Annotated in this window: 14 protein-coding genes and 10 pseudogenes; 10 read left to right on the top strand and 14 right to left on the bottom strand. The window is 59.2% G+C overall.

The annotated features are described in order from the left end of the window. On the top strand, positions 1-198 hold a 198-nt coding region (locus tag I6F35_RS37890), incomplete at its 5' end, for a hypothetical protein (protein ID WP_225122710.1). Positions 199-654: 456 nt separating this feature from the next. Here I6F35_RS37890 and I6F35_RS37885 read toward each other — a convergent pair. After that, positions 655-948, bottom strand: coding sequence for a transposase (locus I6F35_RS37885; RefSeq protein WP_225122709.1), 294 nt, complete (start codon positions 946-948; stop codon positions 655-657). On the opposite strand from I6F35_RS37885, the gene I6F35_RS37880 reads away from it, so the two are divergent. Next, positions 919-1,323 (top strand): transposase, encoded by a 405-nt coding sequence (locus I6F35_RS37880; RefSeq protein ID WP_346283241.1) that lies wholly within the window; start codon positions 919-921, stop codon positions 1,321-1,323. The genes I6F35_RS37885 and I6F35_RS37880 overlap by 30 nt on opposite strands. A 241-nt stretch (positions 1,324-1,564) precedes the next feature. On the opposite strand, the gene I6F35_RS37875 is transcribed toward I6F35_RS37880, so the two are convergent. Then, positions 1,565-2,002, bottom strand: a complete 438-nt coding sequence (locus tag I6F35_RS37875) for an RICIN domain-containing protein (protein WP_225122708.1) — start codon at positions 2,000-2,002, stop codon at positions 1,565-1,567. 526 nt (positions 2,003-2,528) lie between these two features. Beyond that, positions 2,529-4,168 (bottom strand): annotated as a pseudogene (locus I6F35_RS37870) (IS66 family transposase). Positions 4,169-4,327: 159 nt separating this feature from the next. Between I6F35_RS37870 and I6F35_RS37865 the strand changes: the two are divergent. After that, positions 4,328-5,597 (top strand): annotated as a pseudogene (locus I6F35_RS37865) (IS256 family transposase). 954 nt (positions 5,598-6,551) lie between these two features. Here I6F35_RS37865 and I6F35_RS37860 read toward each other — a convergent pair. Continuing rightward, a pseudogene (locus I6F35_RS37860) lies at positions 6,552-6,838 on the bottom strand (ATP-binding protein); the annotation flags it as partial. Between the two features lie 218 nt (positions 6,839-7,056). Continuing rightward, positions 7,057-7,266: a hypothetical protein gene (locus I6F35_RS37855; protein ID WP_225122707.1), complete on the bottom strand. Its 210-nt coding sequence runs from the start codon at positions 7,264-7,266 to the stop codon at positions 7,057-7,059. A 906-nt stretch (positions 7,267-8,172) separates the two neighbouring features. Here I6F35_RS37855 and I6F35_RS37850 point away from each other — a divergent pair. Next, complete coding sequence (locus I6F35_RS37850) at positions 8,173-8,448, top strand: hypothetical protein (RefSeq protein ID WP_225122706.1); 276 nt, start codon at positions 8,173-8,175, stop codon at positions 8,446-8,448. Between the two features lie 537 nt (positions 8,449-8,985). Here I6F35_RS37850 and I6F35_RS37845 read toward each other — a convergent pair. The 7 genes and pseudogenes from I6F35_RS37845 to I6F35_RS40050 form a co-directional block, all read right to left on the bottom strand. Then, positions 8,986-9,201 carry a transposase domain-containing protein gene (locus I6F35_RS37845; RefSeq protein WP_225122712.1) on the bottom strand — a complete coding sequence of 72 codons (216 nt, stop codon included), beginning with the start codon at positions 9,199-9,201 and terminating at the stop codon, positions 8,986-8,988. Between the two features lie 591 nt (positions 9,202-9,792). After that, positions 9,793-9,955: pseudogene (locus tag I6F35_RS37840) on the bottom strand (IS21 family transposase); the annotation flags it as partial. A gap of 156 nt (positions 9,956-10,111) precedes the next feature. Then, positions 10,112-11,296 (bottom strand): annotated as a pseudogene (locus tag I6F35_RS37835) (IS3 family transposase). Positions 11,297-11,367: 71 nt separating this feature from the next. After that, complete coding sequence (locus I6F35_RS37830; RefSeq protein ID WP_225122705.1) at positions 11,368-12,912, bottom strand: acyl-CoA dehydrogenase family protein; 1,545 nt, start codon at positions 12,910-12,912, stop codon at positions 11,368-11,370. Positions 12,913-14,339: 1,427 nt separating this feature from the next. After that, the gene (locus I6F35_RS37820) at positions 14,340-14,609 is read right to left on the bottom strand and encodes a hypothetical protein (RefSeq protein ID WP_225122703.1); all 270 of its coding nucleotides are present in this window, start codon (positions 14,607-14,609) and stop codon (positions 14,340-14,342) included. 748 nt (positions 14,610-15,357) lie between these two features. Further along, positions 15,358-15,849 carry an rRNA adenine N-6-methyltransferase family protein gene (locus I6F35_RS37815; protein ID WP_225122702.1) on the bottom strand — a complete coding sequence of 164 codons (492 nt, stop codon included), beginning with the start codon at positions 15,847-15,849 and terminating at the stop codon, positions 15,358-15,360. A gap of 663 nt (positions 15,850-16,512) precedes the next feature. Beyond that, positions 16,513-16,890 (bottom strand): hypothetical protein, encoded by a 378-nt coding sequence (locus I6F35_RS40050; RefSeq protein ID WP_249792897.1) that lies wholly within the window; start codon positions 16,888-16,890, stop codon positions 16,513-16,515. A 740-nt stretch (positions 16,891-17,630) separates the two neighbouring features. Between I6F35_RS40050 and I6F35_RS37800 the strand changes: the two are divergent. Then, positions 17,631-18,734, top strand: a pseudogene (locus I6F35_RS37800) (DNA topoisomerase IB); the annotation flags it as partial. A 63-nt stretch (positions 18,735-18,797) separates the two neighbouring features. Next, entirely contained in the window at positions 18,798-19,271 is a 474-nt protein-coding gene (locus tag I6F35_RS37795) for a hypothetical protein (protein ID WP_225122713.1), read from the top strand. A gap of 266 nt (positions 19,272-19,537) precedes the next feature. Here the strand turns inward: I6F35_RS37795 and I6F35_RS37790 are convergent. After that, positions 19,538-19,768 (bottom strand): annotated as a pseudogene (locus I6F35_RS37790) (DDE-type integrase/transposase/recombinase); the annotation flags it as partial. A 73-nt stretch (positions 19,769-19,841) separates the two neighbouring features. Between I6F35_RS37790 and I6F35_RS37785 the strand changes: the two are divergent. Beyond that, a pseudogene (locus tag I6F35_RS37785) lies at positions 19,842-20,086 on the top strand (Tn3 family transposase); the annotation flags it as partial. A 214-nt stretch (positions 20,087-20,300) separates the two neighbouring features. Beyond that, complete coding sequence (locus I6F35_RS37780) at positions 20,301-20,480, top strand: hypothetical protein (protein WP_225122701.1); 180 nt, start codon at positions 20,301-20,303, stop codon at positions 20,478-20,480. A 119-nt stretch (positions 20,481-20,599) separates the two neighbouring features. Here the strand turns inward: I6F35_RS37780 and I6F35_RS37775 are convergent. After that, positions 20,600-20,902: pseudogene (locus tag I6F35_RS37775) on the bottom strand (IS6 family transposase); the annotation flags it as partial. On the opposite strand from I6F35_RS37775, the pseudogene I6F35_RS37770 reads away from it, so the two are divergent. Both I6F35_RS37770 and I6F35_RS37765 read left to right on the top strand, forming a co-directional pair. Beyond that, positions 20,896-21,792: pseudogene (locus tag I6F35_RS37770) on the top strand (IS701 family transposase); the annotation flags it as partial. The pseudogenes I6F35_RS37775 and I6F35_RS37770 overlap by 7 nt on opposite strands. Before the next feature lie 504 nt (positions 21,793-22,296). Then, positions 22,297-22,647 (top strand): hypothetical protein, encoded by a 351-nt coding sequence (locus tag I6F35_RS37765; protein WP_225122700.1) that lies wholly within the window; start codon positions 22,297-22,299, stop codon positions 22,645-22,647. Positions 22,648-23,891 lie beyond the last annotated feature (1,244 nt).

Raw genomic sequence — 23,891 nt, 5'->3', positions numbered from 1 at the left:
TCACCCTTGACGAGCAGCCAGAACGCTGACTCTATCACCGCCTCGGCCGGAGCGGGCTGCTCACGATCGTCTGAATTCGGCGCTCACGATCGCGCGAAATCGCTGCTCACCATCAGTGAAATATGCAGCAATCTGTGCCTTCAAATCGTCCGGCCAGCGCTTTCGACCTGCGCCTGCGTACACCTCGATACGTGGTGAAAACGGTCGTCTTATGTCGTCCGAATGGTCGTCCATTGTGAGCACCCTTGCCGAAGATGACTCTTCTAGCGGTGCTCTCACGACTGCGTACGCGAATTCTCAAGGGCCTCAACGCCACGCTTACGATCGTAATTCAGACGCGCCGCTATGGTAACGCTAGCCGCGGGGCGGCGGCACTTGGCGTGGCCCGCGCCGCCGCTTGTGGTCCCAAGCGTCGCGTGTGATAGGTCGTCATCAAACGCATCTCCTGCACCTTCGCAGTAAGCCCATCGTGGCCACAGCGGAAGTCGACAGGCCCGCGATGTAAATCTTCAACTCGGCGCCGGGGACGATCATCGTGACGCCCGCACCGCGCGGCTCACCCGAGACAGCTGCTCCCCATCTATCGCCGCGTCCGTCCGCACCACGACGTCGCCAATCGCCTCTCGAGCTTGGCCGCCGGAACGTGACGTTCCTCTAACGGCCCCTCCACAACCGGCGGCGCGCCGGCTGCGATGCCTCGCATGATGGCAATTCGCCGCGCTGTCGGAAGCGGCGCCCCCAATCGTAGATCTGCCAGCGCGTCGCCCCATGCTTGCGCGCAAGCTCCGCCACCTGAGCGCCGGGCCACAGACTTTCCGCGACGATCCGCGCCCGCTCGGCCTCCGAACGCACACGACGCCCGGACGGCGCCTCAAGCCCTTCCAGCCGGCTGACCGACCCAACCGACGAGCCGTCTAAATGGACGTCCTTTTTGTCGTCCAATCCCATTCCAAACCTCCGACAAGCCGGAGGCTTCTTCGTACATCTAATCCAACCCCGAAGCCAGGGTATTGGCTGAGCGCTTACGCCTATCTCGCCCTGAGGCCGAGACGTTATCAATCCGGTGAGATCGATCGCACCGGCCGCATCTCCAAGCGCGGCAACCACCAGGTTCGGACTTATCTGTTCGAGGCCGCGAACGTCCTGCTGACCGTTGTCAAACGAGTTTCTGCGCTCAAGCGCTTGGGCAGCAAGCTGGCCAAACGCATCAGCGCCAAAAAGGCGAAGGTTGCCGTCGCGCGCAAAACGGCTGTCATCCTCCATGCCATCTGGACCGATGGCACGGAGTGCCAGACAGAGATGCGCGCCATGACGCGGTCTTAACCAACCCAGATCCGCCTTCGGCGCGAGCGTCCCTGCCGGGACGAAGGTGTTTCACTTTTGTCTATCGGGTTGACACCGTGCCCGCGATTAAAAAACGGACGACCAACGTTGTGACGTCACAGCGACCGCGATCGGCTTGATCCGCCCCTGCACCGGCGGGGCCTCTCGTCTCAACCGTACTCAATTCGGATTCGCTCCCATCACCTTGCAGTAGTTCCGAGACGAACTTGCTGGCGAACAATTAGGCAGCGCCGAGGTGCGCCAGGGGCACAAAATGCCACTGCTGAGCGGCTGTGTAGTCGGTCAGATTTAGCCAGATTGGGGTGCCGTCACCCACTGCACCGCCCCTGGTTGTGATGCACAGCCGCGCATCGACTACGCTAACGATAGGACCTGGGTTCTCATCGAATTCCCAATGTTGGCGAGCGTTGGTAAAGTTATATGTCCAGAGCAAAAGCTGAACTGCCGGACGGAGTTGATGGCCTTCTGGCGCGATTGCGAGATCGCCACTGCTCGAGTTCAAAGTAATGGCGCCGGAGCCAGTGTCCATATTCCAGAGAATGCGACGAAAAGGCGTGCTTCTTTTGCAGAGTACAAGCTTGGAGCTTTCCTCTTGGTTCTCGACGCCGAGCACGAAGTCCGCATTTATCTTGTACTCGATCAGGTAGGGTCTTCCCATTTTTGTCTCCCGTCGATTCTCACAAAGTGAAACACTACGAAAAGCGGTGTTGCACGCACGTGAAGGAACTTAACAATTCAACCTTGAACTGTCTCAGCAATCGTCGTGCCACAAAAGACGTGGTGCAGGCCCTCAAAGAAGGACAAACGGTGCCCTCGCTCCGCGCCGGGGCGGAACACTTGCGCCTCAGTGCTCCGTTTCGGACATGCACGTCCGGAACCGGACACGGCTTGCGAAATTGGACGCCGGCGGCATTCCTGCCCCTTTTCGAAAGCCGCTCTACGAAAAGGAAGCTTAAAACAACCTGCTTGATGGGAATAGAATGAATATCGCCTCACGGAACAGCGCCTGACAAATATCGGGTCTTCGATTTCGCGTACTGGGCGAACCCTCGTGCAATAGTGCTGAGGATGCGCACGGAAAGAAGCGCCTTGCGCACCAGATGGACCGTACGCATACGATGAAGACCGCCCGATTGACGCATGCGCGCGGGCACGGCGAGCTCTATGATGGCGTTGCGTGAAGGTCAGGCGGCCTGCTGACCGGCGGGCTTGCCGGCTTGGCCCAGGAGCTTCCATTCCCAGGGCAGCAGTTCATGCAGACGCGATGTGGGAAGATCGGCGATACGGGCGAGGACGTCGGCGAGCCAGGCCTTGGGATCGACCTCGTTGAGGCGACAGGTCGTGATCATCGTCAGCATGATGGCGGCACGGTCGGCGCCACGCTGGCTGCCGGCGAAGGTCCAGTTGCGCCGTCCCAAGGCGATGCCTCTCAATGCGCGCTCGGCACAATCGTTGGTCAAGCAGATCCTGCCATCGTCGAGGAAGCGGGCGAAGTCGTCCCAGCGCCTGAGCATGTAATCATAGGCTTTAGGACCTCGGAGCGCGAGAGGGTTTCGCGCTCACGCAGCAACCAGGCGTGCATGCCTCGAGAAGCGGCTTGCTCTGTTCTGGCGCACGGCACGCCGCTCCTCGGCGCCGCGGCCGTTGATGGCGCGCTCGATCTCGAACAATGCATCCAGGCGTCTGACCGCCTCCAGCGCGATCGGAGAGACCGGTTTGCCCTTCTTACCTTCCCGAGCATTTTTCTCGATGTCGGCCAGCTCGAAGAAGCCCCGCCGCGCATGGGCCAGGCAAAATGCCGGCGTGATCGGCATCGCTTTCTTTTGCGGGTCGAACAACGGCTCGAAGCCGCTATCCGCCTGCAGAATGCCGGCGAAGGCGGCCAGATGCTTCTGGGGATGCTCGCCTCGTCGGTCGCTCGAGGCGTAATAGACCGCCGCCGGCGGCGCGGGCCCGGCGAAGGGCCGGTCATCCCGCACATAAGTCCAGATCCGTCCGGTGGTACACTTGCCCTTCGCCAGGATACGGATGGTGGTTTCATCGCCATGAAGGCGCTCGGCCGCGAGCACATGGCGTTCGATCAAATGAAAGAGCGGCATGACGGCGAAGGTGCCGTGGCCGACCTGGTCCGCCAGGGTCGACAACGACAGGTCGATCCCCTCGGCCTCGAAGCGCGCACTCTGGCGGTTGAGCGGGATATGCATGCCGAACTTGTCGAACAGGATCGTCGCCAGCAATTGTGGGCCAATGAAGCCGCGCGGCGTGGCATGGAACGGCGCGGGCGGCTGGCTGATCTTCTCGCAATCGCGGCAGGTGAACTTCTCCCGTACCGTCTCGATCAACTTGAAGCGGCGTGGGATCTCCTCCAGCGTCTTGGTCACATCCTCGCCGATCTTCGCCAGCCGCGATCCACCGCAGCAGGCGCAGCTCGGTGGAGCCTCCATGACGACGCGCTCGCGTTCGATGTCATCCGGCCATGGCTTGCGGCCGGCCGCTTGCGCGTGAAGGAACGGACGTTCTGCGTCTTCGCCGCTGCGGCCTGCGCCGCAAGCTCATCCTCGCTCGCCGTGGTAACGAGTTCCTCGAGCTCCAGCTCCAACTGCTCGAGCAGCCGTGCCGTGCGCTCGGAGCGCGGCCCGTACAGTTCGCGTTTGAGCTTCTCGATCCGCAGCTCAAGATGCGCAATCAGCGCCTCGTTGTCCGACAGCTCCGCCCGCACACTGGCAGCCACCGCTTCAGCGTGTAGCCGCGCCTCACGCTCGGCCTGCAGCGCCGCCAGGGCACTCGCAAGGTCCGATGGAAGATCTTCCGGCTTCGATATCATGACCCCAGTGAATCAGATCAAGCCGCAGATTCAAACCATAAAACGCTATCCGACCCGCGTTGGAGCTATGGCGGAATCTGGGTGATGACGGTGTGAGGAAGGCGGCGTATCGAGGCGGGTGACGAGCCTGCCAGAACCTCTCGAGGAGAGCGATACGCCATGACCGAGACTACCAATGTTCTTGCTTTCCGTCAGCCGTCCGCGGTTGATGATCCATTGACCGATATCGTTCGAGCGCGGCGCGCGGGACCTGCTTGCCAGGGCGATCGAGATCGAGGTTGACGCGTTTCTGGCCAGCACGGCCAATCTGACGCTGCCCGACGGTCGAGCGCGCCTGGTCCGACATGGGCACGGTCCGGTGCGCGAGATTGCGACCGGCATCGGTCCGGTGGAGGTCGCTCGTCCCAAGGTCCGCGACCGCGGAGCGAGCGGGCCAGGCGACCGCCTCCGCTTCAGTTCGGCAATCCTGCCGCTATGGGCGCGGCGGACGAAGAGCCTGGATGCCTTGATCCCGGTCCTCTATTTGCGCGGCATCTCGACCGGCGACTTCCAGGAGGCGCTCTCGGCGCTGCTCGGCAAGGATGCGCCGAACCTGTCGCCTTCGGTGATCGCCGGCCTGAAGGCCGATTGGCAGGTCGAGTACGAACGCTGGCAGAGACGCGATCTGTCGGCGCGTCGCTATGTCTACATCTGGGCCGATGGCGTGTACCTGCAGGCCCGCATGGAAGATCACAGCGAATGCATGCTGGTGCTGATTGGCACCACGCCGGAAGGCAAGAAGGAGCTGATCGGCTTCCAGGTCGGCGTGCGCGAGAGCGCGCAGAGCTGGCGCGAACTCCTGATCGACCTGCGGCAACGCGGGTGACGGATTGCCCCGCAACTCGCCATCGGCGACGGCGCCCTCGGCTTCTGGAAGGCACTGGACGAGGCCTTTCCCGGCACGCGGCACCAACGATGCTGGTGCCATAAAGTGAGCAACGTACTCGACAAGGTCGCCAAATCCGTGCAGGGCCCCATGAAGAACGACGTGCGGAACATCTACCTGGCCCCACACCGGGCCGAAGCTGAAACCGCGATCGACGTCTTCGCCGAGAAGTACCACGTCAAATACGGACGTGCGGTGGAGTGCCTGATCAAGGATCGCCATGCGCTGCTCGCCTTCTTCGACTTCCCTGCTGAGCACTGGATCCACCTACGCAGCTCGAACCCGATCGAGAGCGTCTTCGCCACGGTGCGCCACCGAACGGTGCGGACCAAGGGATCGCTGTCGCAACAAACCGCGAAGCTGATGGTGTTCAAGCTCATCGACGCCGCATCGAAGACCTGGCGGCGATTGAAGAGCACGAACCAGTTGCCGAAAGTCATCGCCGGTGTAAAGTTCATCGACGGAATCGAAGTCATTCCGAACACTGAAAGCCACGCCGCCTGATCAGGCCGCGTCACCCAAAATCAGCCATAGCTCCCTCCAATACTCAGGTTGCAGCTATGGCCAAAGCCGGAGATCGATCAAGCATGGCCGATTTCGTCCGCATCCTGCAGGCCTACGATCAAGACCAGTACGGTAGGAGTTAGGGCCAACCGCGCCTTATGAGTTCGCCTTAGCCGATCATCAGCAACCCCGCCGCAAGAGAGCTCATTGATTCATCACCATTCCAAATGGTCGTTGCAGCGAGAGCGCTCTGACGTCAAAGCACTTTTTGATGGCCGGAAATTGTTCGCGAGCCAGAGAATCGGCGTCATGGATCACCTCGTACGGATTCGGCGACAATGCGACCCCGAAGCCGTTTAAAGGCTGGACCAATGAAAGTTCCAGGAGTACGGCGGGGCTGCTTTTCCCGGCGGCCCTTGAAGATGAATTGAATGAAGAACTGATCGTTCAGGTCCGGGCGATGGATGGCGATCAATCGTTACGAGACTTCGGGCACCCACAGCTGATAGTGGCGCGCTGATCAGCGACGTCGTGGCAGAGTGAACCCACGAGTCAAACAAGACCTTTTCTCTCGGCATACGAACCGAGTCGCATAGTCGCGTTGTAGACTGTCTCGCGAGGCAAGGCTCGCCTCAACACGTAGAGGAGAGCATTGGCAAGGCGGAAGCCGCGCCATAGAGTTCTGGATCGTTTTGACCATTCGAGGGCAGATTCCTCACTGTCTCCAACCGGTGGCGCAGATCGACCGGATCAGCGTGGCTCAGTGCCGCTTCGAGATCGCCATACAGTGCGACAGCGACATTGCCGTGCCATGGCCGTTCCAAAATGCGCTATCGCCAACACCCCCAATTGTCATAGGCATGCTGATGCGCGGCATCCAGGCCAGGCTCAATCAACGGGTGAGCCCAGGTGACACCGCTGTCGAGCAGGCAGATCGCCGGCGCCCATTTCCGGATTCGGCACTCCATACGTGAACATGTCTTCGAAACGGCGATAAACCGCCTTGTCCAAGTTCGGGATGGTTCGTTACCGCAATCATCAAACTCGGCCCACCGTCATTTCTCAAGGAATTGAAGAAACGAGTTGAGCACACGTCTGATCTCACCGACATCGTTCGGCTGCGAACGTTGCGAACCGATCGCGTCGAACTCATCGAAGTAGACCCCGCGCTGTACGGCGATCGCATCAAACAGCAAGCGCAGGCGCGTCGCCGTCTCTCCCATGAGCTTGCCGATCACCCCCCGTGATCGATATTCGCCAGTTGAGGGTGAGGGCAGTATCCGCAAGCGGTGCTTGCGCAGTACCCTCACCCCCAACGTTGGTGGCGGAATTGCCGTCCGGGAGAACACTGAACCATGGCGCGCCGTGCATCATCTGGCAGTGTATCCGCACGCGAAGAGGACGGGGCCGCTGTCCCCGCAAGCGGCCGGTGTACTAGGCCTGTATCCTCATTTTCTGCTTAGTTTGTTTTCAGTTGGCATGCCGGGTCGGTTAAGCAAAGAAAGAGATCGCAGATACCATTCAACGGGTCCTCCTCGCATTCAGGATATGACGTGTCGGCTACCTGCATCTTGGTGTCGACCGGTTGCGCGGCACCTTCAGCGACCAAAGTCGGCACCGCCGCTGCAAGCGCGACGGCGCTCGCAGTTACAAACAGCAATTTCTTCATTTGAGAGTCGCCTCCTTAGATCGGCCCCCGCCGTCCTCAACAGCCTTATATGACGACCCCACAAATGGTAAAATGCATTTTCTTGATTAGATCCATCTACAGAATGGATAACTTGGTAGGCTTGATCTTAAGCCGCTCGGAACCAGCGAAGCCATTTATGGTCGGCCTCTCGCCCGCCTCGAAGCGGACAACGCATTTCTCGACAAAGCAAATCGAACACCGCATGTTGTTGAGTGACTGCGCCGTCCGCAACGAGCCGCAGTGAATTGCATTGATACGAGGCTCGAAGTGCGCTGCCCAAGGGCCCGTGCGACGCCTTAAACATCATCCGCATCAGCATCACGCTTCCAACGACCAACACGCAATCCAATGTCCATCCTGAAGAACAGTAAGCATCAGCCGTTAGCGCAAGCACTGGCAGTCCGAGATCGAGGCCTTCAAGTCGCAGAGTACGGGCCAGACCTCGGTGCGGCTTCACGGCTGCCCGCCGCCTCGACAAAACGAGCGCGGAATTCAGAGTCTATGTCATTGCAGTAGCCCGCCGTTCTCATTGTCGCGCGACCACACAGCAGCGCCTCAGCAGCGAGTCCGGGGCTGCCATACTCGTTAATCACGTCCGCCATTATTGCCATCATCTTTCCGGGTGATCGATTGCACGCGGGAAACTATTTCGAGGATCAAATGGTCCAAGCGATTAAAGGTTAAATCGTCCTTGAGCATCTTCACTAGGACTAATTCCGGGCGGCTTGGCCGCCCTCGCTTCAATCTCACGCCGCGTGCGCGACGCCGCTCCGCATCGCTTGCGCGCACCTCTTCCTTCACCGCTTCACAGGCACCCCTACTCATCTCACACGTTGCCTTCTCCACTTGAATGATTTGCGTCAGTCGACATCCTTGGGCGTTACTATGAACCCGCTCGCCTTCGGGCTAGCGGGAAGGCAGGACGTCTTTGTGAAAGCCGATCCTAGCGGGATCTGCAAAGCGCACCAAGAGCCATTGCAAGCCGACGCGCAGACCGGCCGGAGTTTTTCCGGCTACTTCAGAACTGAAGAATTGGAGCCGGCGATGGAATTGAACCAACACCCTGACGCTTACGAAGCCCCTGCTCTGTCCGAGCTAATCCGGCTGAAAATGCTGAGCAACCAACTCCGGCAGCTTCGATCCCGCAACAGCCTCAACTAAGGGGACGGTCAAGTTTTCTGACGACCTCACGCAGATCGTCCGCGTACTCCTCGATGATGCGGCGCGCTTCCTCCAGGCGCGATAGCTCTAGCTCCTGCTTAACTGAACGAAGCTCTCGCGAGGCCGCTTCATGCCCTGACGGCGGAGAGGTCGAGCCCTTTGATCCACGTCAATGACGTCGACATCCTGCCGCACTAAACTTCAGTGATGGGACTCAAACGAAAGCGCAATCGCTCCAAACCGATCGCCTCACTTCTCGAGCGGCTGACCAGCGCAGCCCAGCAAGCTCGCGCTCGCGCCAGAAGTCTGTCTCCGGGCGCTCAGCGGGAGAAGCTCCTCCAGCAAGCGCGGCAAGCCGAACAGGCTGTTGAGTTGATCGAAGCTCTAAGTTTGGGCCCGCCGAAATGAAAGACATGCAAGCGCAGTTGGAGAGGCTTCGGAATGAAGCTGAAGAGTGCGAATTGATCAGCAAGCTCGCGACCAACGCAACTAAGAAAGCATTGTTTGCCAAGCTTGCTGATTACCACCGAACATTGGCTAAGGAGGTGGAACGAGCGATAGCGGCTTCCTCGTAACGTTTCGGACAGGGCCGCCGAGTGATCGCTTTCGCCGGGTCGGGAGGCGGACGGGGCAGCGCCGTCTTCCACTTCCATACCAGCAGCGCGTGGAGGCGGTTTTATGCGGTGGGGCGATGCGAGCGAACACGTCCGCGGGCCAGGCTTGCGGATCGAGCTCGTTGAGTCTTGCCGTCATGATCAGCGTCGCCATGATCGTGGTGCGATCGGCGCCGCGCTGGAGCCGCGCTTTGTCCATTGATGGCGCGCTCGAGTCAAATAGCCGACCGACCGCTTGATCGCGTCCAGCGCGATCGCTGATATCGCCGCGGCGTTCTTGCCGGCCCCTCGCATTGGCCGCGATATCCGCCATCTCGAAGAACTGCCTTCGGGCATGCGCCCAGCACAGGGCTGGAATGGTCGGCCACCTGCACGCGCGAGGCGTCGTACAGCTTGTCGTTGTGACTATCGGCGTCGGTGTGCTGGATAGCGGTGAAGCTGCCAAGATGCAGGGCGGGATGCTCGTGTCGGCGGCCGCGCGAGGCGTAGTAGAGTGCGGCCGGCGGCGCACGGCCGCCAAATAGCTCGTCGTCGCGGACAGATGGCCCTTGATCTTCTGGCCCCCTGGAGAATCGGCACATTGGTGTTCGCCATATAGCCGCTCGCCGACCGGGATGTGGCGCTCGATTAGTGCAAGAAGCGGCTCAGGGCAGCCGTACAGGCGCAGACCTGGTCGGCCAAGCACCAAGGCGGGCCCCGCATAATCGGCGGAGCTATGCCAAACGCAACAGCGATCCTTCTCGATCCGGTAAGCGGTCGACACACTGACCGTTGACTTGGCCCGGGCCTCTAGCGGACAACCGGCCTGACGGTACTTCATCGAGAGTCTCATCTGGGTGATGTGTCCGCCGGGCAAGCGAGCGATTCGCTCTTAGCGGAAGAACCACTTGCACCAGGCAGCCGCGATCACCAGACGGCACGGTCCCTCTGCGGATCGACGGAGGATCGGTGATCTAAGCTAGAGCGGTGATCGGGCGCGCTCGCAATGCCCGGACTTCTAAGACGGCGTCCTCGCTCCCCCTACGAGGTAGTGACCTGTCCCTGAATTTTCATCCAGCCGCGGTTAGAGTCTCGGGTTTTTGTACGCCAAGTGGCGCGGGTGGAGCAACGGACGATCGGCGGAGCTGGTCGGGGTTGCGCAGCCGATCGTCCGTTGCGGTGAGGTGGGCGGCATAGGCCGCGGGGATCAGGTATTTCAGCGATGAGTGAGGCCGCCGAATATTGTTGTCGGCGACCCAGTTGGCGATCTTGGCGCGGCGTCGTCGAGAGCGAAGAACAGGGTCTCGTTGAGCAGCTCATCGCGCATCCGGCCGTTGAAACTCTCGATGAAGCCGTGCTGCATCGGCTTTCCCGGCGCGATAAAGTACCAGTCGATGACGGTGTCCTTGCTCCAGGCGAGCATGGCGTTGCAGGTGAACTCGGTGCCGTGGTCGGACACGATCATTCCTGGCCTGCGGCGTCGCTCGACGATCGCCGTGAGTTCGCGGGCGACGCGCCGTGCTGAGATCGACGTATCCGGAATGGCGCCCAGGCATTCCTTGGTGACGTCGTCGACGATGTTGAGGATGCGGAAGCGCCGGCCATTGGCGAACTGGTCATGGACGAAGTCCAGCGACCAGTGCGCGTTGGGCCTTGCCTCGACCAGGATCGGAGCCCGGGTTCCCACGGCCTTGCGGCGGGCGCGCCGCTTGCGGACGGTGGCCCTTCCTCGCGATAAAGCCGGTAGATCCGGTTGATCCCCGATGGCTCGCCCTCCCGCCGCAGCAGGACGAACAGGCGGCGGTAGCCGAAATGGCGCCGCTCATTGGCGAGATCGCGCAATCAGCCACGCAGAACTGCGTCCGGCGGGCGGCTGGAGCGATAGCGGATCATCTTCCGGTCCGCACCCACGATCGAGCAGGCCCGCCGCTCCGACAGGCTCATGACGGCCTGCAGATGCGCGACCGCAGCGCGCTTGGCGGCGGGCCCTACCATTTTTTTGAAAGCAGCTCGCGAAGCGCTGCCGCATCGAGCATCTGCTCCGCCAGAAGCTTCTTCAGCTTCGCGTTCTCCTCTTCCAAGGCCCTCAACCGCTTCGCCTCGGAAACCTCCATGCCGCCGAATTTGGCCTTCCAGTTGTAGATCGTCGCTTCGGAGTTCCCATGTTTGCGAGCCAGGTCAGCCGTCTTCGCCCCAGCCTCATGCTCCTTCAATATCGCGATAATCTGTTCGTCCGTGAACCTTGCTCGCTTCATCCGTCCGTCCTTGTTCGGGCCGGACTCTAACTCCTTCTGGAGGAAATACGCAGTGGCAGGTCAGTAGGGTGTCAGACATACTGTACCAATTTGAGGTAATCGTCTGTGAGGATGGGTGACCGGATGGAAGATGCTGCGTCCTCAAGAAAGCTATTCAGAGTCCGAGTAGCGCGAATACGGCCTTCCAAAGATAGCCGTGCCGGCGCGCGAGTACGGAGAGTTGCTAATTCGGAACTGACTAGTTCAGCTGCGGCTGCGCCCCCACCTGAGGCGGAGAAGTAACCAGCAGACATGACAGCTTGTGCCAATCCTAGTGTGGTAAGCCAACCCGCATAGATTAGCACGGCGCCGTCTGTGCCATTGAGCCCAGAGAGTTCCTCAACTGCTGCAGCATGGATTGGCGCCGCACCCAAAGAGCGAAAAAGATCGGCTATTTCGTCACGTGTGGCTCTGGAGAGAAGGCAGCGGCCGAGATGCGATAGGAGCGTCTCAGTCGGACCTTCGAAGATGCGGAGAATGCGAGCGTCTCGATAGATTTTGGCTACAGGCGTTCCCTCATCGTAACCACGGCCACCTAACAGTTGGGCGCATTGATCAGCGACGAGGCCGCACCACTCCGACGACAAAACCTTCGTTGCCGACGCAAGGTGGACGTTGGGCGCGCCCTGCGCTGAGACAAGTCGGCAGGATGCAGCCAGCATTGCCTTCACTACTTCCCGCCGGAGTACCATCTGCTCAAACAACTGCTCGACATAGCTGTTCTCAATCAAGCGCAGCTTACCTAGTCGACGATGGCTTGCATATGAGGCTGCGACCTGGATAGCGCGCTCAAGGGCTCCAAGACCCATAGCAGCCACACCGATACGCCCGCGGTTCATACTAGATGCTGCTGCTCCCCAGCCGTCTTGATCGCGAGAGAGAACGTAAGCACTCGGCACCTCGACATCCTGGAACTCCAGAGTATTTTGAATAATGCCACGTAGACCCAGTGTGCGATGCTCGTGCGTGACCTTTAGGCCCGGAGCCTGCCTATCAACTAGCACACCAACCAGCCGACCTTTCGCATCGGGACCAGAGGCTCGCGCAAAGCAAACGATCCAGCGAGCCCAGTCAGCGAGGCCGATCCAAATTTTGCGGCCAGAGATGCGAACTCTATCTTCGTGCATGAAAGCCGACGCTTGTATATGCCGCGGCGCAGAGCCAGCTCCAGGCTCGGTCAAAGCGAAAGCGCAAAGGTCCCCGCGTGTTGCACCCCGCATGACATTCCTTTGTTCAGGGATGTGCGGTGCCGCTTCGATACAGGGCAAGGCCAGGAAGTTATGGATGACGAGCGTAGAGGCAGCCGAGACATCGAAGGATGCAGTGGCAGAGATGAAGTCGATAGCCTCTTGTAGGGGAAGAGCTAAACCGCCGTGCTCTAAAGGTGTAGTGAGCCCGAATAGTCCATGCCTTGCCAATATGCTGTGTAGGGTCGGAGGGAATGCTCGACGGTCATCCGCGTCTGCAAAATTCAACTGACTCAGGTCATCGATCAAACTGGAACGTAGGATAGGTGCACCACCTTCAGCTGTGCGCTCCTGCGGCTCCCCGAACAGGGAGTAAACTTTAGTGTGCATAGTCCGCTCGAATTATCTGGACAGTATAGGGCCATAGTGATTGCGCCCGCCCGTCGTGCCAATCATCCCTGTGGCTAGCTCGATTACACATTGGTATAGATGGATGCGAGCGCAGTATACGTAGGTTTCCCCTGATCGGGATTTGTCGCGAGCGCTGCGCCCGCTCACTTCAAGATGCGTCTTGTCGATATGACCCGTCGGGGAACACTCTCGCTGTGGCCCAGCGAGCTCCATTCTCCTCAAGAGTCATTCAGAGTCAATGAGTGATGATTCGTCCCAAAGAGATCCCAGAGAAAGGTGCCTCATGCGCCACATGGCTCGCAGAGTGAGGCGATGCTCGCTTCAGAGGCGCTCACCGAAACGAAAGCACCTTCCCTTTACGCTTCGCGCCCTAGCTAGGGAGCAAAATAGATGAGGCAACCGAGGCTCGCCAGCATCGCTGGATGCGACAATAGATGCTGTCATCCTGATTATCGCGCGGCATGTGAACGAGATCACCGACATAAGCTTCATTCCTCAGAGTATTGCTGATGGTCCGCATCACCACGGCCGTCGCGCGTTGAGAATGCCCATTCAGCTTCGCCCCGAGACGTTTCATCGCCTTATCGCGAGGACCGGATGCAAGCCCGTCAGCGTCGAATGAATACTGCCTCATTCATGCAGCCATCCGGTAACGGCGAGTCGAGCGCCTCGCGCAAAGGGGGGGTACGGTACAAGACGGAATGTGGTCGCGGCACCGCGAACAACAAGAGGTATTGTAAGTGGGTGGAACGCATATGGGCAGATCATGATCGCTCCAGAAGCAGGTCTGTCCACCCCAGTCATTATCCCATCCCTGTGTGAGATTGAGAGAGTAGGCAACCTTGCGAACTCCGGGTGTTCGATGTGGCTGATTATCGGTATGAGTCGTTAGAAAGTGTCCGGCTTCGAATCGCGAAGGAAATCCGTCGATATGGATAAACTCGCGATGCCCGGTCACATCTGCAACAGCGTGTCGGAACGTCGCGCTAGTTAGGTATTCGGGTGCGAAGAACACCCGTCCCGCGACCAGCACGCAGTCGATCCACCAGCGGATAACTCTTGAACAAATACTGGAATGATGCATTGGAACGGTGCTGCTGGCGCCGGCTGGGACGAGAGCGCTCCCAATCCTTCGAGTCGAGACAGACTGGCTTTCCGTCCGGTTCGATAGATACAACCGACCATGCATCGAAGGATTGGAGAGCTTCCGATACGGCCGAGGCTGCATCAGGCAGTAGAAAATCCGTTATCTTGGCGAAACCGCATGCTTGGAATGACGCTCGAATTTCAGCTCGACGTTCTATTGTCAAATCGCATTCAGAAAGCCGGAGTATCGAGTAACTCCTCCTTGAGAGACTGCTACCGCGCAATTTTGGCGGTAGCTGGAAGCGATGGCAAATGGATGCTTAGGACGCGTTGGCCTTCAGCGAAATGACCTTGCCCAGCTTGCGATCCTCTGTCCTGTCGATCCATTCCGACACGAGATGACGAAGTTGGGGCCTTGAATTTCCGACGTAGTCCTTCAAGGTCCTCCAATTATTCTCTGCAAGAAAGTGCCGTATTCTGCCAATCTCCTCAGAAGTAAGTGGAATCTCCATGTGGAATTCCAAGACCGTTTCTTCTACTGGCGTGGCGTAGTCGGTTTTAAGGATCAGGTTTGGTACTGATGAGCCCATTTGCTAGCTCCTATCTTTCCTGCGGTTTCGTTTTGGCCATCTCGGCCAACATGAAATGTAGATGGTCTGCCTCCCGCAGGAACCTGCAAGAATGGGTAGAGTCCATCAGCTGGGAAGGTGTGGCCCCACGAAGTGAAGCCAGTTCACCGACGAGCAGGTGAGCGAACGCGGGCGAGCAAGTCCTGGGGGTAAACCGCATATCAGTGCGCTATCCCAGCCCGCGAGCTGACGATGCGGTCGACGTAAGAGACTGCGCGAACTGGCGGCGATCCGCCCGTGGCTCGGCCTTCTCACTAAACGCGCGCGCATCGGCATCAAAATCGGGGACAAGCCGCAGGAGCTTACGGAGGTTCGGATCTTGCCGCGGATTTCAGCTCTTGACGCCTAGTGCCCAATCCTTGGCAACATACCAACATGGTCCCTTTGCCCGACGCTTCCAATAGAGAGTCGAAACGTTTCGCCATCCCTCGGAGGCAAGTGCCTTCCTCAACCGTCTCTCCTCGGACGTTTCGACCACAGCATCACCTCCCCTCCGCGAAAGCAAATGAGACTTCGCGTAATGCCTCGGCCATAAACTCTTTTCTCCGACGCGTGACTAGCATCGCAACAGCATGCATCGCACCTGCAAACCGCGCTTCCCGTTCGGGAACGCCAAGAGGAAATAGTAGATGTCCGCCCTCCGCCCTCCTTTAAATTTTCGACCCAGGTGACGGCTGGTCGGCTTACGGCAAAATTGACGTAAATGAGATCAGCCAATGGAATTGGCGCAGTCCTTGCCATCGGCATTCAAGACTTCGACGTTCCTCCAAAGTCTCAGGTTCTTCTCTGCGAGTTTTGCCAATGACCTGTCATATTCGATAGCCAACACTCGCCCGTCTTTGCCGACAAGTTCGGCTAGAATGGCACTGAAATAGCCCGTTCCCGCACCTACGTGGACAACTGGTGCTCCCCTTAGCGGTCCGACTCTGTGCATCAGCCACGCGTGAAGTGACGGACTGCCATTGTTGACGCCACGCTTTGGATCAAGGGAAATGACAACATCTTGGTAGATGAGGCTGGGGTCCTTGTTAGGCAAACGCAAATGAGGCGCCCAGGGAGTCACTGCGTGCCACGGACGGTCTCCAAGAAAGTGTTCTCGCGAAACGGTCGCAAATGCCTTCTCTAACATCTTGTCGCTGTCGGCTCCGACCATCGCCAGAATCTGCCGGGCATACAGTCGTCTTACCTCGCTGATCTTCATGGCTCTGCCTTAGTGTTGCAAAAGTGCCGGATGCAAAACATGCACCCGGGCCTAGGTCACAATATAAGGTACGGTCTCGCAGTTAAGCGAAGCCATTTGATTTTGGGTTCTGTGTGCCTGAGGCGACCTTGTTGGTTCTTGCCACATCTTGCTTCGATCACGTTGAATCGGTCGCAAACCACTGCTGCACTGACACTCTTGAGGACTCTCCAGCGTGAGGGACTCTCGCACGATCAAAATCTTTCCCGATCCTTTCAGAGCGACGGCATCCGCTCTGACGGGCTCGCGCCAGCCAAAATTTGCCGCTTGAAACCCCATTTTTTTCTGCATCGTCAGACTTCGGGGCACCAGCCTCTAGCGCGCGAAAGCACTCGCTTCAGCAGCTGAGCTTCGGCCCTTCGATGATCGTTGAAGTCTCACCGAAGAGGGCTCGCATATTGAGCGATCGCCGGTCAGTAGGAGCCGAGGGCTCAAGCCGCAGCGGCATTCGGAACATTCCTGGGTGAAATGTGGAGCACGGGCAGCCTGAAACTTCCCCCGCTTCCGTCCGTTGAGTCGGCGGCCTTGGCTCCCGGCTTGGCTCTACTAACCCAGTTGCGTTGGAGTTTCTCGGTGCCGGCGTCCCGTCCCTATTGGAAAGGCTATCTGAAGCTGTCGTTCGTCTCATGCCCCATTGCGCTGTATCCCGCAATTTCGGCAGCGGAGCGGATATCCTTCCGGCAGGTCAACCGGCGAGCGGGCCATCGCCTCAAACACAAGCTTGTCGATTCGGTTACCGGCCAAGCTGTAGAGCCAGTCGACAAGTCGCGTGGCTATGAGGTCGGCGAGAACGAGTTTCTGCTGGTCGAGGACCGGGACCTTGAGCGGGCGCGAGGCGAGCGCCCGGCGAGGCGGAGCTTGCCGTCGCGCTTCGGCGTGAAAGCCCCGCAAACCGATCCCGCCAGCCCTCATGACGGCGCCGGCGACGAAGGCACTGCCGAGTATAATGACGATGAGGAGGAGCAGCAGGAAGGCGTCGCGGCCGCAGAACACGCGCACCATCCAAAATCGAGTGCTTCCTTCCCGCCAGGCAGATCGACGCGCGATATTTCGAGAAGCCGTACTATATCGTGCCACGTGAGGAGATCAGCCAGGAATCGTTTGCAGTGATCCGACATGCGATGCGCCGCGAGGCTGTTGTTGGTCCTGCGCGCGTGATGCTGTCTTCATGCGCGCGGCCCTTTTGATCGAACCGGCGGGCCCGGCCAGCGCGGCGTAACACTGCGCTTCGCCCACAAGATCCGAAATGTGTCGGAATATTTCAGCGAGATCCCGGAGATGGAGCTCTCGCCTGAGATGATAAAGCTCGAAGAGCACATCATCCGGACGAAATCGGCCGATTTTGATCCCGCTATGCTCGAGGATCACTATTGCAGCGCGCTTATGCGCATTCTGCGCCGGAAGAAGCCAAACGCCCCGCGCAGGCTCCCCGGTCATGCCGTCACGCGGAGAATGTCGTCAATCTCATGGACGCGCTGCGGCGGAGCCTCGCCCCCGAGGGTCCGACGCAGCCTGCGCCCCGGCGCGGCGCAGCGAAAGCGGCCACGGGAAAACACGGCGCGCGCCACCGCAGAACCAGTTGACCATGCTGGCCATACCCGCAGCGGTGCTCTCCCTCACCCCTAAACGGCTGCTTTATCCAGTTCGGGTCAGGCCGACAGCTTCCTCGCTCTATCGCCTCTTTTCACATGGAACCCTCATTGATCAGAAAGGTTCATGCAGGGCAGGACAGGAGCGACCTGTTGCTTAGTCGAGTCACCGAAAAGCGCGCAGGCGATCGTCGACCCCGGGATGCCGCCGAATCTGCGGGCCTCAGATATGTATCCAACGAACGGGCTGGTATTCGGCGCAAGAAGGCGGGGACAGGATTCAGCTACACGCGGCCCGACGGTTCGAGGCTGACAGAACCGGACACACTGAAGCGGATCAAGGCTCTCGCCATCCCGCCCGCCTGGACCGACGTGTGGATCTGCGCGGTTCCGGATGGCCATATCCAGGCAACCGGTCGTGACGCGAAAGGACGCAAGCAATATCGCTATCATGCGCGCTTCCGCGAGGTGCGGGAAAGCACGAAATACGAGCACGTGGTCGCATTTGCCGAGGCACTGCCTTCCATTCGGGAGACAGTACGCGAGCACATGGCCTTACGCGGCCTGTCGCGGGCAAAAATTCTCGCAATCGTCGTGCATCTCCTGGACAGAACGCTGATCCGCGTGGGGAACGACGATTACGCCAGGCAAAACAACAGCTACGGCCTGACCACGTTGAAGAACCGGCATGTCGCGGTCGAATGCAACGAGGTCCGGTTCCGCTTCACGAGCAAGAGCGGCAAGCAATGGTCGCTGCGCGTACGAGATCGGCGCGTCGCCAAGATCATCAGGGCCTGTCAGGACCTTCCCGGGCAGGAGCTCGTTCAGTACGTTGGCGAACAAGGCAACTGCCAGGACGTCACATCGACCGACGTTAATGAGTACCTCAAGGAAATTACCGGGAAGGATATCACTGCCAAGGACTTCCGAACCTGGGCGGGGACCGTGCTGGCGGCCATGGCCCTGAGCGAAGTTGAGAGCTTCGACAGCGCTGCTCAGGCCAAGCGCAATCTTCGCAGCGCGATCGAAAAAGTCTCCGCGCGGCTCGGCAACACACACCGACGATTTGTCGGAAGTGCTACATCCATCCCGAGGTGCTGAACTCCTACATGGATGGAAACCTGGTCCTCGAGATCAAGTCAAAAGCGGAGAGCGAGCTTCGCAGCCTGTTAATTTGCGCGCTCCGCCACACGGATGAGGCGATTGCCGCTCTTGTCAACTCAGCCTTACTAGCGCCGGGCTGCCGGAGCGGCTGCAACTCCCCCCGCCCGCACGCAACGGCCTACGTTTCGTTCCAAGGCGTCCTCTGGGAATGCACCGATGTGGCCGATCGATGCCCCAAAAGCGCTAAACAGGGTGGCGGCCTCTCACGCGTTCGGCAATCTATGGTTCCATTGCCCGATCCGTAGATCGTCGGGGATCAACGAACACGACGGCACGACCAAGCTGCCTGGACAACCAGACGAGCTTTACTTCCTTCCGCAACTACCAAGGAACGCTTTCGTGCTTGCTCGAGTTTCACTGTCCAAGATGAGCCAACCGGACGGAGCAGGGAGGTTAGCGGTATTCCGTGCATCCTGTTTGGCTTTTGGTATGCGTGGCGATGCTTGCGATGAAGGCAGTGTCATGAACAAGGATCAACCTCTCAAACCTGATGACTTTCCCTTGGATACTGAGGACGAGAAGCTCAGAACGCACAAGGGGCGCGATATCGCTATAGCTGAATCAGAAAAGGTCGCCGAGCGAGTCAACGAGCAGGCACATCGAGAAGAGCAGGACCGATGGTCCGCTTAAGCGGTGCCTTTGGATCTTTTAAGAATCCGAACAGTTCTTCAAACGTGGCGCTGCGCCGTGACCATCGGGGTCGCTCGCCGACGACCTCCTGAACATGTGCGTGACCCGGTAAGGAAAAAAGAACGGCAGCGTAACCCTCGGAAAGGATCGCCAAGGCAGGCACTGGAAGTACGAGAGCGGCAGGTATCTGACGATCACGCCGGAACAGGTGGTCGGATAATCGATCTACCAGAGAAAAGCCGCCCGAGGCGGCCGACGTGAAAGCCCATCTTCCCCCTCGCAGCGCCGCAGGAACGGAGCTTGTCCGTGATCATCACGCGCAGCGGCGTGCCGGCGGATTTTAAGAGCTTCTTCATGAGCCGCTGCGCAGCGCGCGAGTCTCTGGATCAGACGCGGAGAACGAAGCCATTCTGGTCGACAGCGCGCCAGAGCCAATGTTGTTCGCCCGCGATCGAGATAACGACCTCGTCCAGATCCCATTTGTCACCGCGAGCGGGATGGTGGAGATGAAGAGGGTTCCGGGTCGGTCGTCTACCCTTCGGCAGCTCCAATTCGTTAACTTGACTGTGGCGCGACCGGTCATTCGAGAGCCAAGCATTCCGCGCTTCCGGTCTCAATCTCGTCGTCAGCGCCATCGTGCACCGGAACACTCTATCTCGACCGCGCCGTCACTCATCTGAAGCGAGAGGGCAGAAACATTCCCGACACGCTGCTCAAGCAGGTCTCGCCGCTCAGTTGGGAAAATATCAACCTGACCGGCATCTACACCTCGGATGCACCAATTGCCCGAAGGCTTCAGATCGCTTCGGCATCCGACGAGCGGCGTGATGTTCATGCGCCGTTCGGCCTTACCATACTATTTTGAGCAGCCCTTGTTCCGCCCCCTCCATCGGCTCACAGGCGCCGCAGCTAATCGGACGCCGCTCCATGAGCGGTCTCGTTCGTTTGGACCACGCGTGGCACGTCGCCTTTGAGCCTCGCGCTGTTGCAATGTAAGCTCTCTGCCAGACCCCGCTTTCGGCTTGCTCCTTGTCGTCTATGAATCGGCAATACTGCGAATCTAGCCGAGCGTCCGCGAGGGAGCCGATCGCGAACTGGGACAAGAACGAGGTCTGCATCCTGCTCGATGTCTTTGCCGATGGCGACATCGACGAAAAGGTCCACTCGGATATCGCCGACGGCGCCGCCAGCGAGCGTTCGGTCGACTGAAAGAGAAGCTCGAATCGATGCTCGCCCGCCGCTGCGGCCCGCGACGTCGCGCCGGCGGCCGGCGAACCCTGAAAGGAGCAGAGCGTGATGGATAACTACGAAGGGCATCGTGAACTTAATCAACCGCTGAGCCGAAGAGATTCGGTGATAGCGCTTGTCGTGGAGATCTCGCGCCAAGTCGCAAAGGCTCGCTCGCGCGAAGCACGACGGAAGTCGGCAGTGACGGCTTTGGGATAGGGGATATGGAAAAGGCTCGCGACCTGATCGTGAACTGACAGAAGCCGTTGAGCCTGACGGGACGATTTGAAACGCTTCATGATCCGCTCGCGTCGCCGCGTCGGCTGACGAGAATTCTCGGCCCGATTGTTAAGAGCTTTGTGCTGGCGATGTTCGACGTGAAAGCCCATCTTCGCCCTCGCAGCTGGCCAAGGTCCGTGAGTTAGTGCTGCCGGGCATCGAACGCCACGGAGAGATCGAAGCTTGGATCATCGATGATTCGGGCTTTCCTAAGAAGGGGTGGCATTCGGTTGCGGTTGCACGGCAATTGCGGTCAGTTGGGCAAGCAAGACAATTGTCAGGTTGCCGTGACGCGTTCGCTCGCGACCATCATGCGCGCTTGCCGGCGGCCCATCGGCTCTATCTACCAAGGAGTGGGTGACGGACGTGCACGTCGGCGCAAAGCCGGTGTCCCCAAGGAAATCACCTTCAAGACCAAGCCGGCAATTGCACTTGATCATTTGCGCTGGGCTGTGCGGTGGGCTTGCCGCGCGGCGTGGTCCGAATGGACGCCGGCTATGGCACCGACACCGCTCTGCTTGGGAGTATTACCGAACTGGGCCTGAGCTATGAGGCCGGCATCTTGCCACAAACCTCGGTATGGGCGCCCGAATCGGACCGCGGCCGGCAAAGAAGTGGTCGGGGAACGGACGACCTCCAAAACTGCTACGGCGTGATAGCAAACACCGACCGATTTCGGTCAAGAAGCTTGCGATCGCTCTGCCAGCGCATGCTTGGTACAAGATCACGCGGCGTGAGGGTACGGCAAACGCTTGACTTCGCGCTTTGCTCGTGGGCGCGTCCGTCCCGCACATCGAGATTGCCGGCTCGCCGAAAGCCGACCGGAGGAATGGCTGCTGATCGAATGACCTGAGGGCGAGGCAGCACCGACGAAATATCGGTTTTCTACGCTTCCGGCCAACATTGGGTTTCGTCAGTTGGTCGATATCACCAAGCTGCGCTGGCGCATTGAGCGCGACTACCACGAATTCAAACAGGAGCTCGGGCCTGGCCACTTCGAGGGACGGGCTGGCGCCACCACCTGATAAATCCAACAAAATCGATAGCTTATTGCTTAGAGCAACGCGCTGTTTGTACCAATCAAATGCGCTCTTTCGAGCACCACGCGTTGGCACGGGAAGGAAGAATCTCGTGCTCTGTCGGAAGAGTCGATCCGATGAGAGCGAGATTATTCCAGGAACATTTCGATCCCCAAAAGCGGAAGCGAATTGGGCTGCGCGGGCTGTGCAGTTCTGGTCGTGAGGCGATCCGAGGAACCGCATGCAGGCACTGATCGCAAATGGGCTGTTCATGAAGCGCAGCAGGTTCTTCTTAGACGGGGTGAGCAGTTCCGCGTGTGCAGTCCGAGGCGGTAGTTGGCCGTGAGGAACGGTTGCGCGAGAGGTTTGGCAACGATATCCCGATTTGACAATCGGTGATCGCGGCAAGTGGCCTGGCAATGATTTCACACCTCTAGCCAGGCCGTTTGCTCTAAGTGTTGATGAGGCTAGCGTCGATCTCGATAGTGGGTGGAATCTAGGTGAACCAGGTCAGCGTGGCACTGAACTCACCTGCGAATGTACGAAGGCTGGTCGTTCGTCAGGGCGGTCACTGGCTCAAGGTCAAACCGGAAGAAACGCACGACATCATGATCACCGGATATGCCGAGGGCAACGGCAAACACCGTGGCCCGCTAGGTTTCGTCACAACGATCAGGGATGCCGTCGGAGCCGGCTTCACAGATATTGAGCGAAAAATTCTATGGGCTGAAGCCAAGGCTGGAAGATTGATCGGCCAGGTGATCCAAGTGAGCTGCATGCAATTCACAGCTAAGGGCCAATTCCGCCACCCGTTCTTTGTCCGAATGCACCCTGACAAGCTAGCTGCTTGAGAGATTCGATCCGCCGCCTTGTTCCGTTTCAACCTGACCTTAAGGCCAACTCGAACGCGCCGCAGCAGTTTCGCTCGCTCAGAGAAGACTCCAGCAAACCGATGACGTTCATTGATCCGCTTGGAGATAGAGCACAGGATTCGAGCGCTTTACGCCCGCAAGCCGACGACTAAGCCCTCCAAAGTGCTTCAACGGGTCGGCCGACCAATTACGGCAAGAATCGCTCCACCCATTGCGCAAAAATCCGTGGCTAGATCTCGCTCTCAGCCACTATATTTTTCCACCGACCTGCCCGCCCACCTACTAATCCGCTCCCCCCTGCCTTCCCCTATCCGGGCAGCCATCCGCGTGAATGCACAGCCGCGAGCCTCGATGCAGCGCGCGATGAGATGACTTGCGCGATCAGCGCGGCGGCTTCCGCCCGCGCGGCATTTGATTTGCCAGGTGTCGGCGCCGGGGTGGCAGAGATATGAGCGAGGAAGTTCGACTTCGTGCGCGCCGTTCTTCCTATGTGCGGACCACGAACGATTGACGGCAAATCGAAACAGCAGAGTTTTATACGATCCGGATGCAGAACAGTTCTTCGCAGACGAGCGTGCCGGCGGTCCCAGGCGTGCCACACTTCCGGTCGACGGATAGTGCATACGCACGTAAGGGCTTTGGAAGGGGGGCGAACGATCTGGCCCGACCCCGCCCTGTGAGCACACGTAGATGAAGCCTCATCGTGCGCAGAGGATTTGCGGTTACACCGCTCAACCTCGAGATCCGGAGCGCGCGGGCCCGCTAGTGGTACATGCTGCCACTTCTGACCGACAGTGCCGTTCTCCGGATAGAGCCAAATTGGGTTGCCTTCTTGCTGTCTGCTATTATAGTTATCGATGCACAGGTTGCGATCGACTAAGCTGTAGATCAGACTTGGGTTCTCCCCAAATTCCCACTGCTGGTTGGGGTTGGCAGCGTCGTGAACTGAAGGTAGAGTCTACGCCGCGGATCTACCCTGTAACCATGATCTCCGTCAGCACGGCGCGCACAATCCGCTTGCGCGCCTCGATGGAAGCAGTGCATCGTTCCAAAACGCTGGCAGGTCACCGGCAAGGGCCATAAGACCCCGTCGCAGCTAGGGCTATCGCATATGGGCGAGGGCGCAGAGAAGGAAGTCGTTGTTCCATCTGGCCTGGAGCATTTTGTGGCTGATGCGAGCAGGTCCTGGGGTAGCCTGCAGGATGTTGATGGCGAGCTTGCGG

It is taken from the genome of Bradyrhizobium sp. BRP22, assembly GCF_020194175.1.
Taxonomy (GTDB): domain Bacteria; phylum Pseudomonadota; class Alphaproteobacteria; order Rhizobiales; family Xanthobacteraceae; genus Bradyrhizobium.
This window is presented reverse-complemented; position numbering and strand designations above follow the sequence as displayed.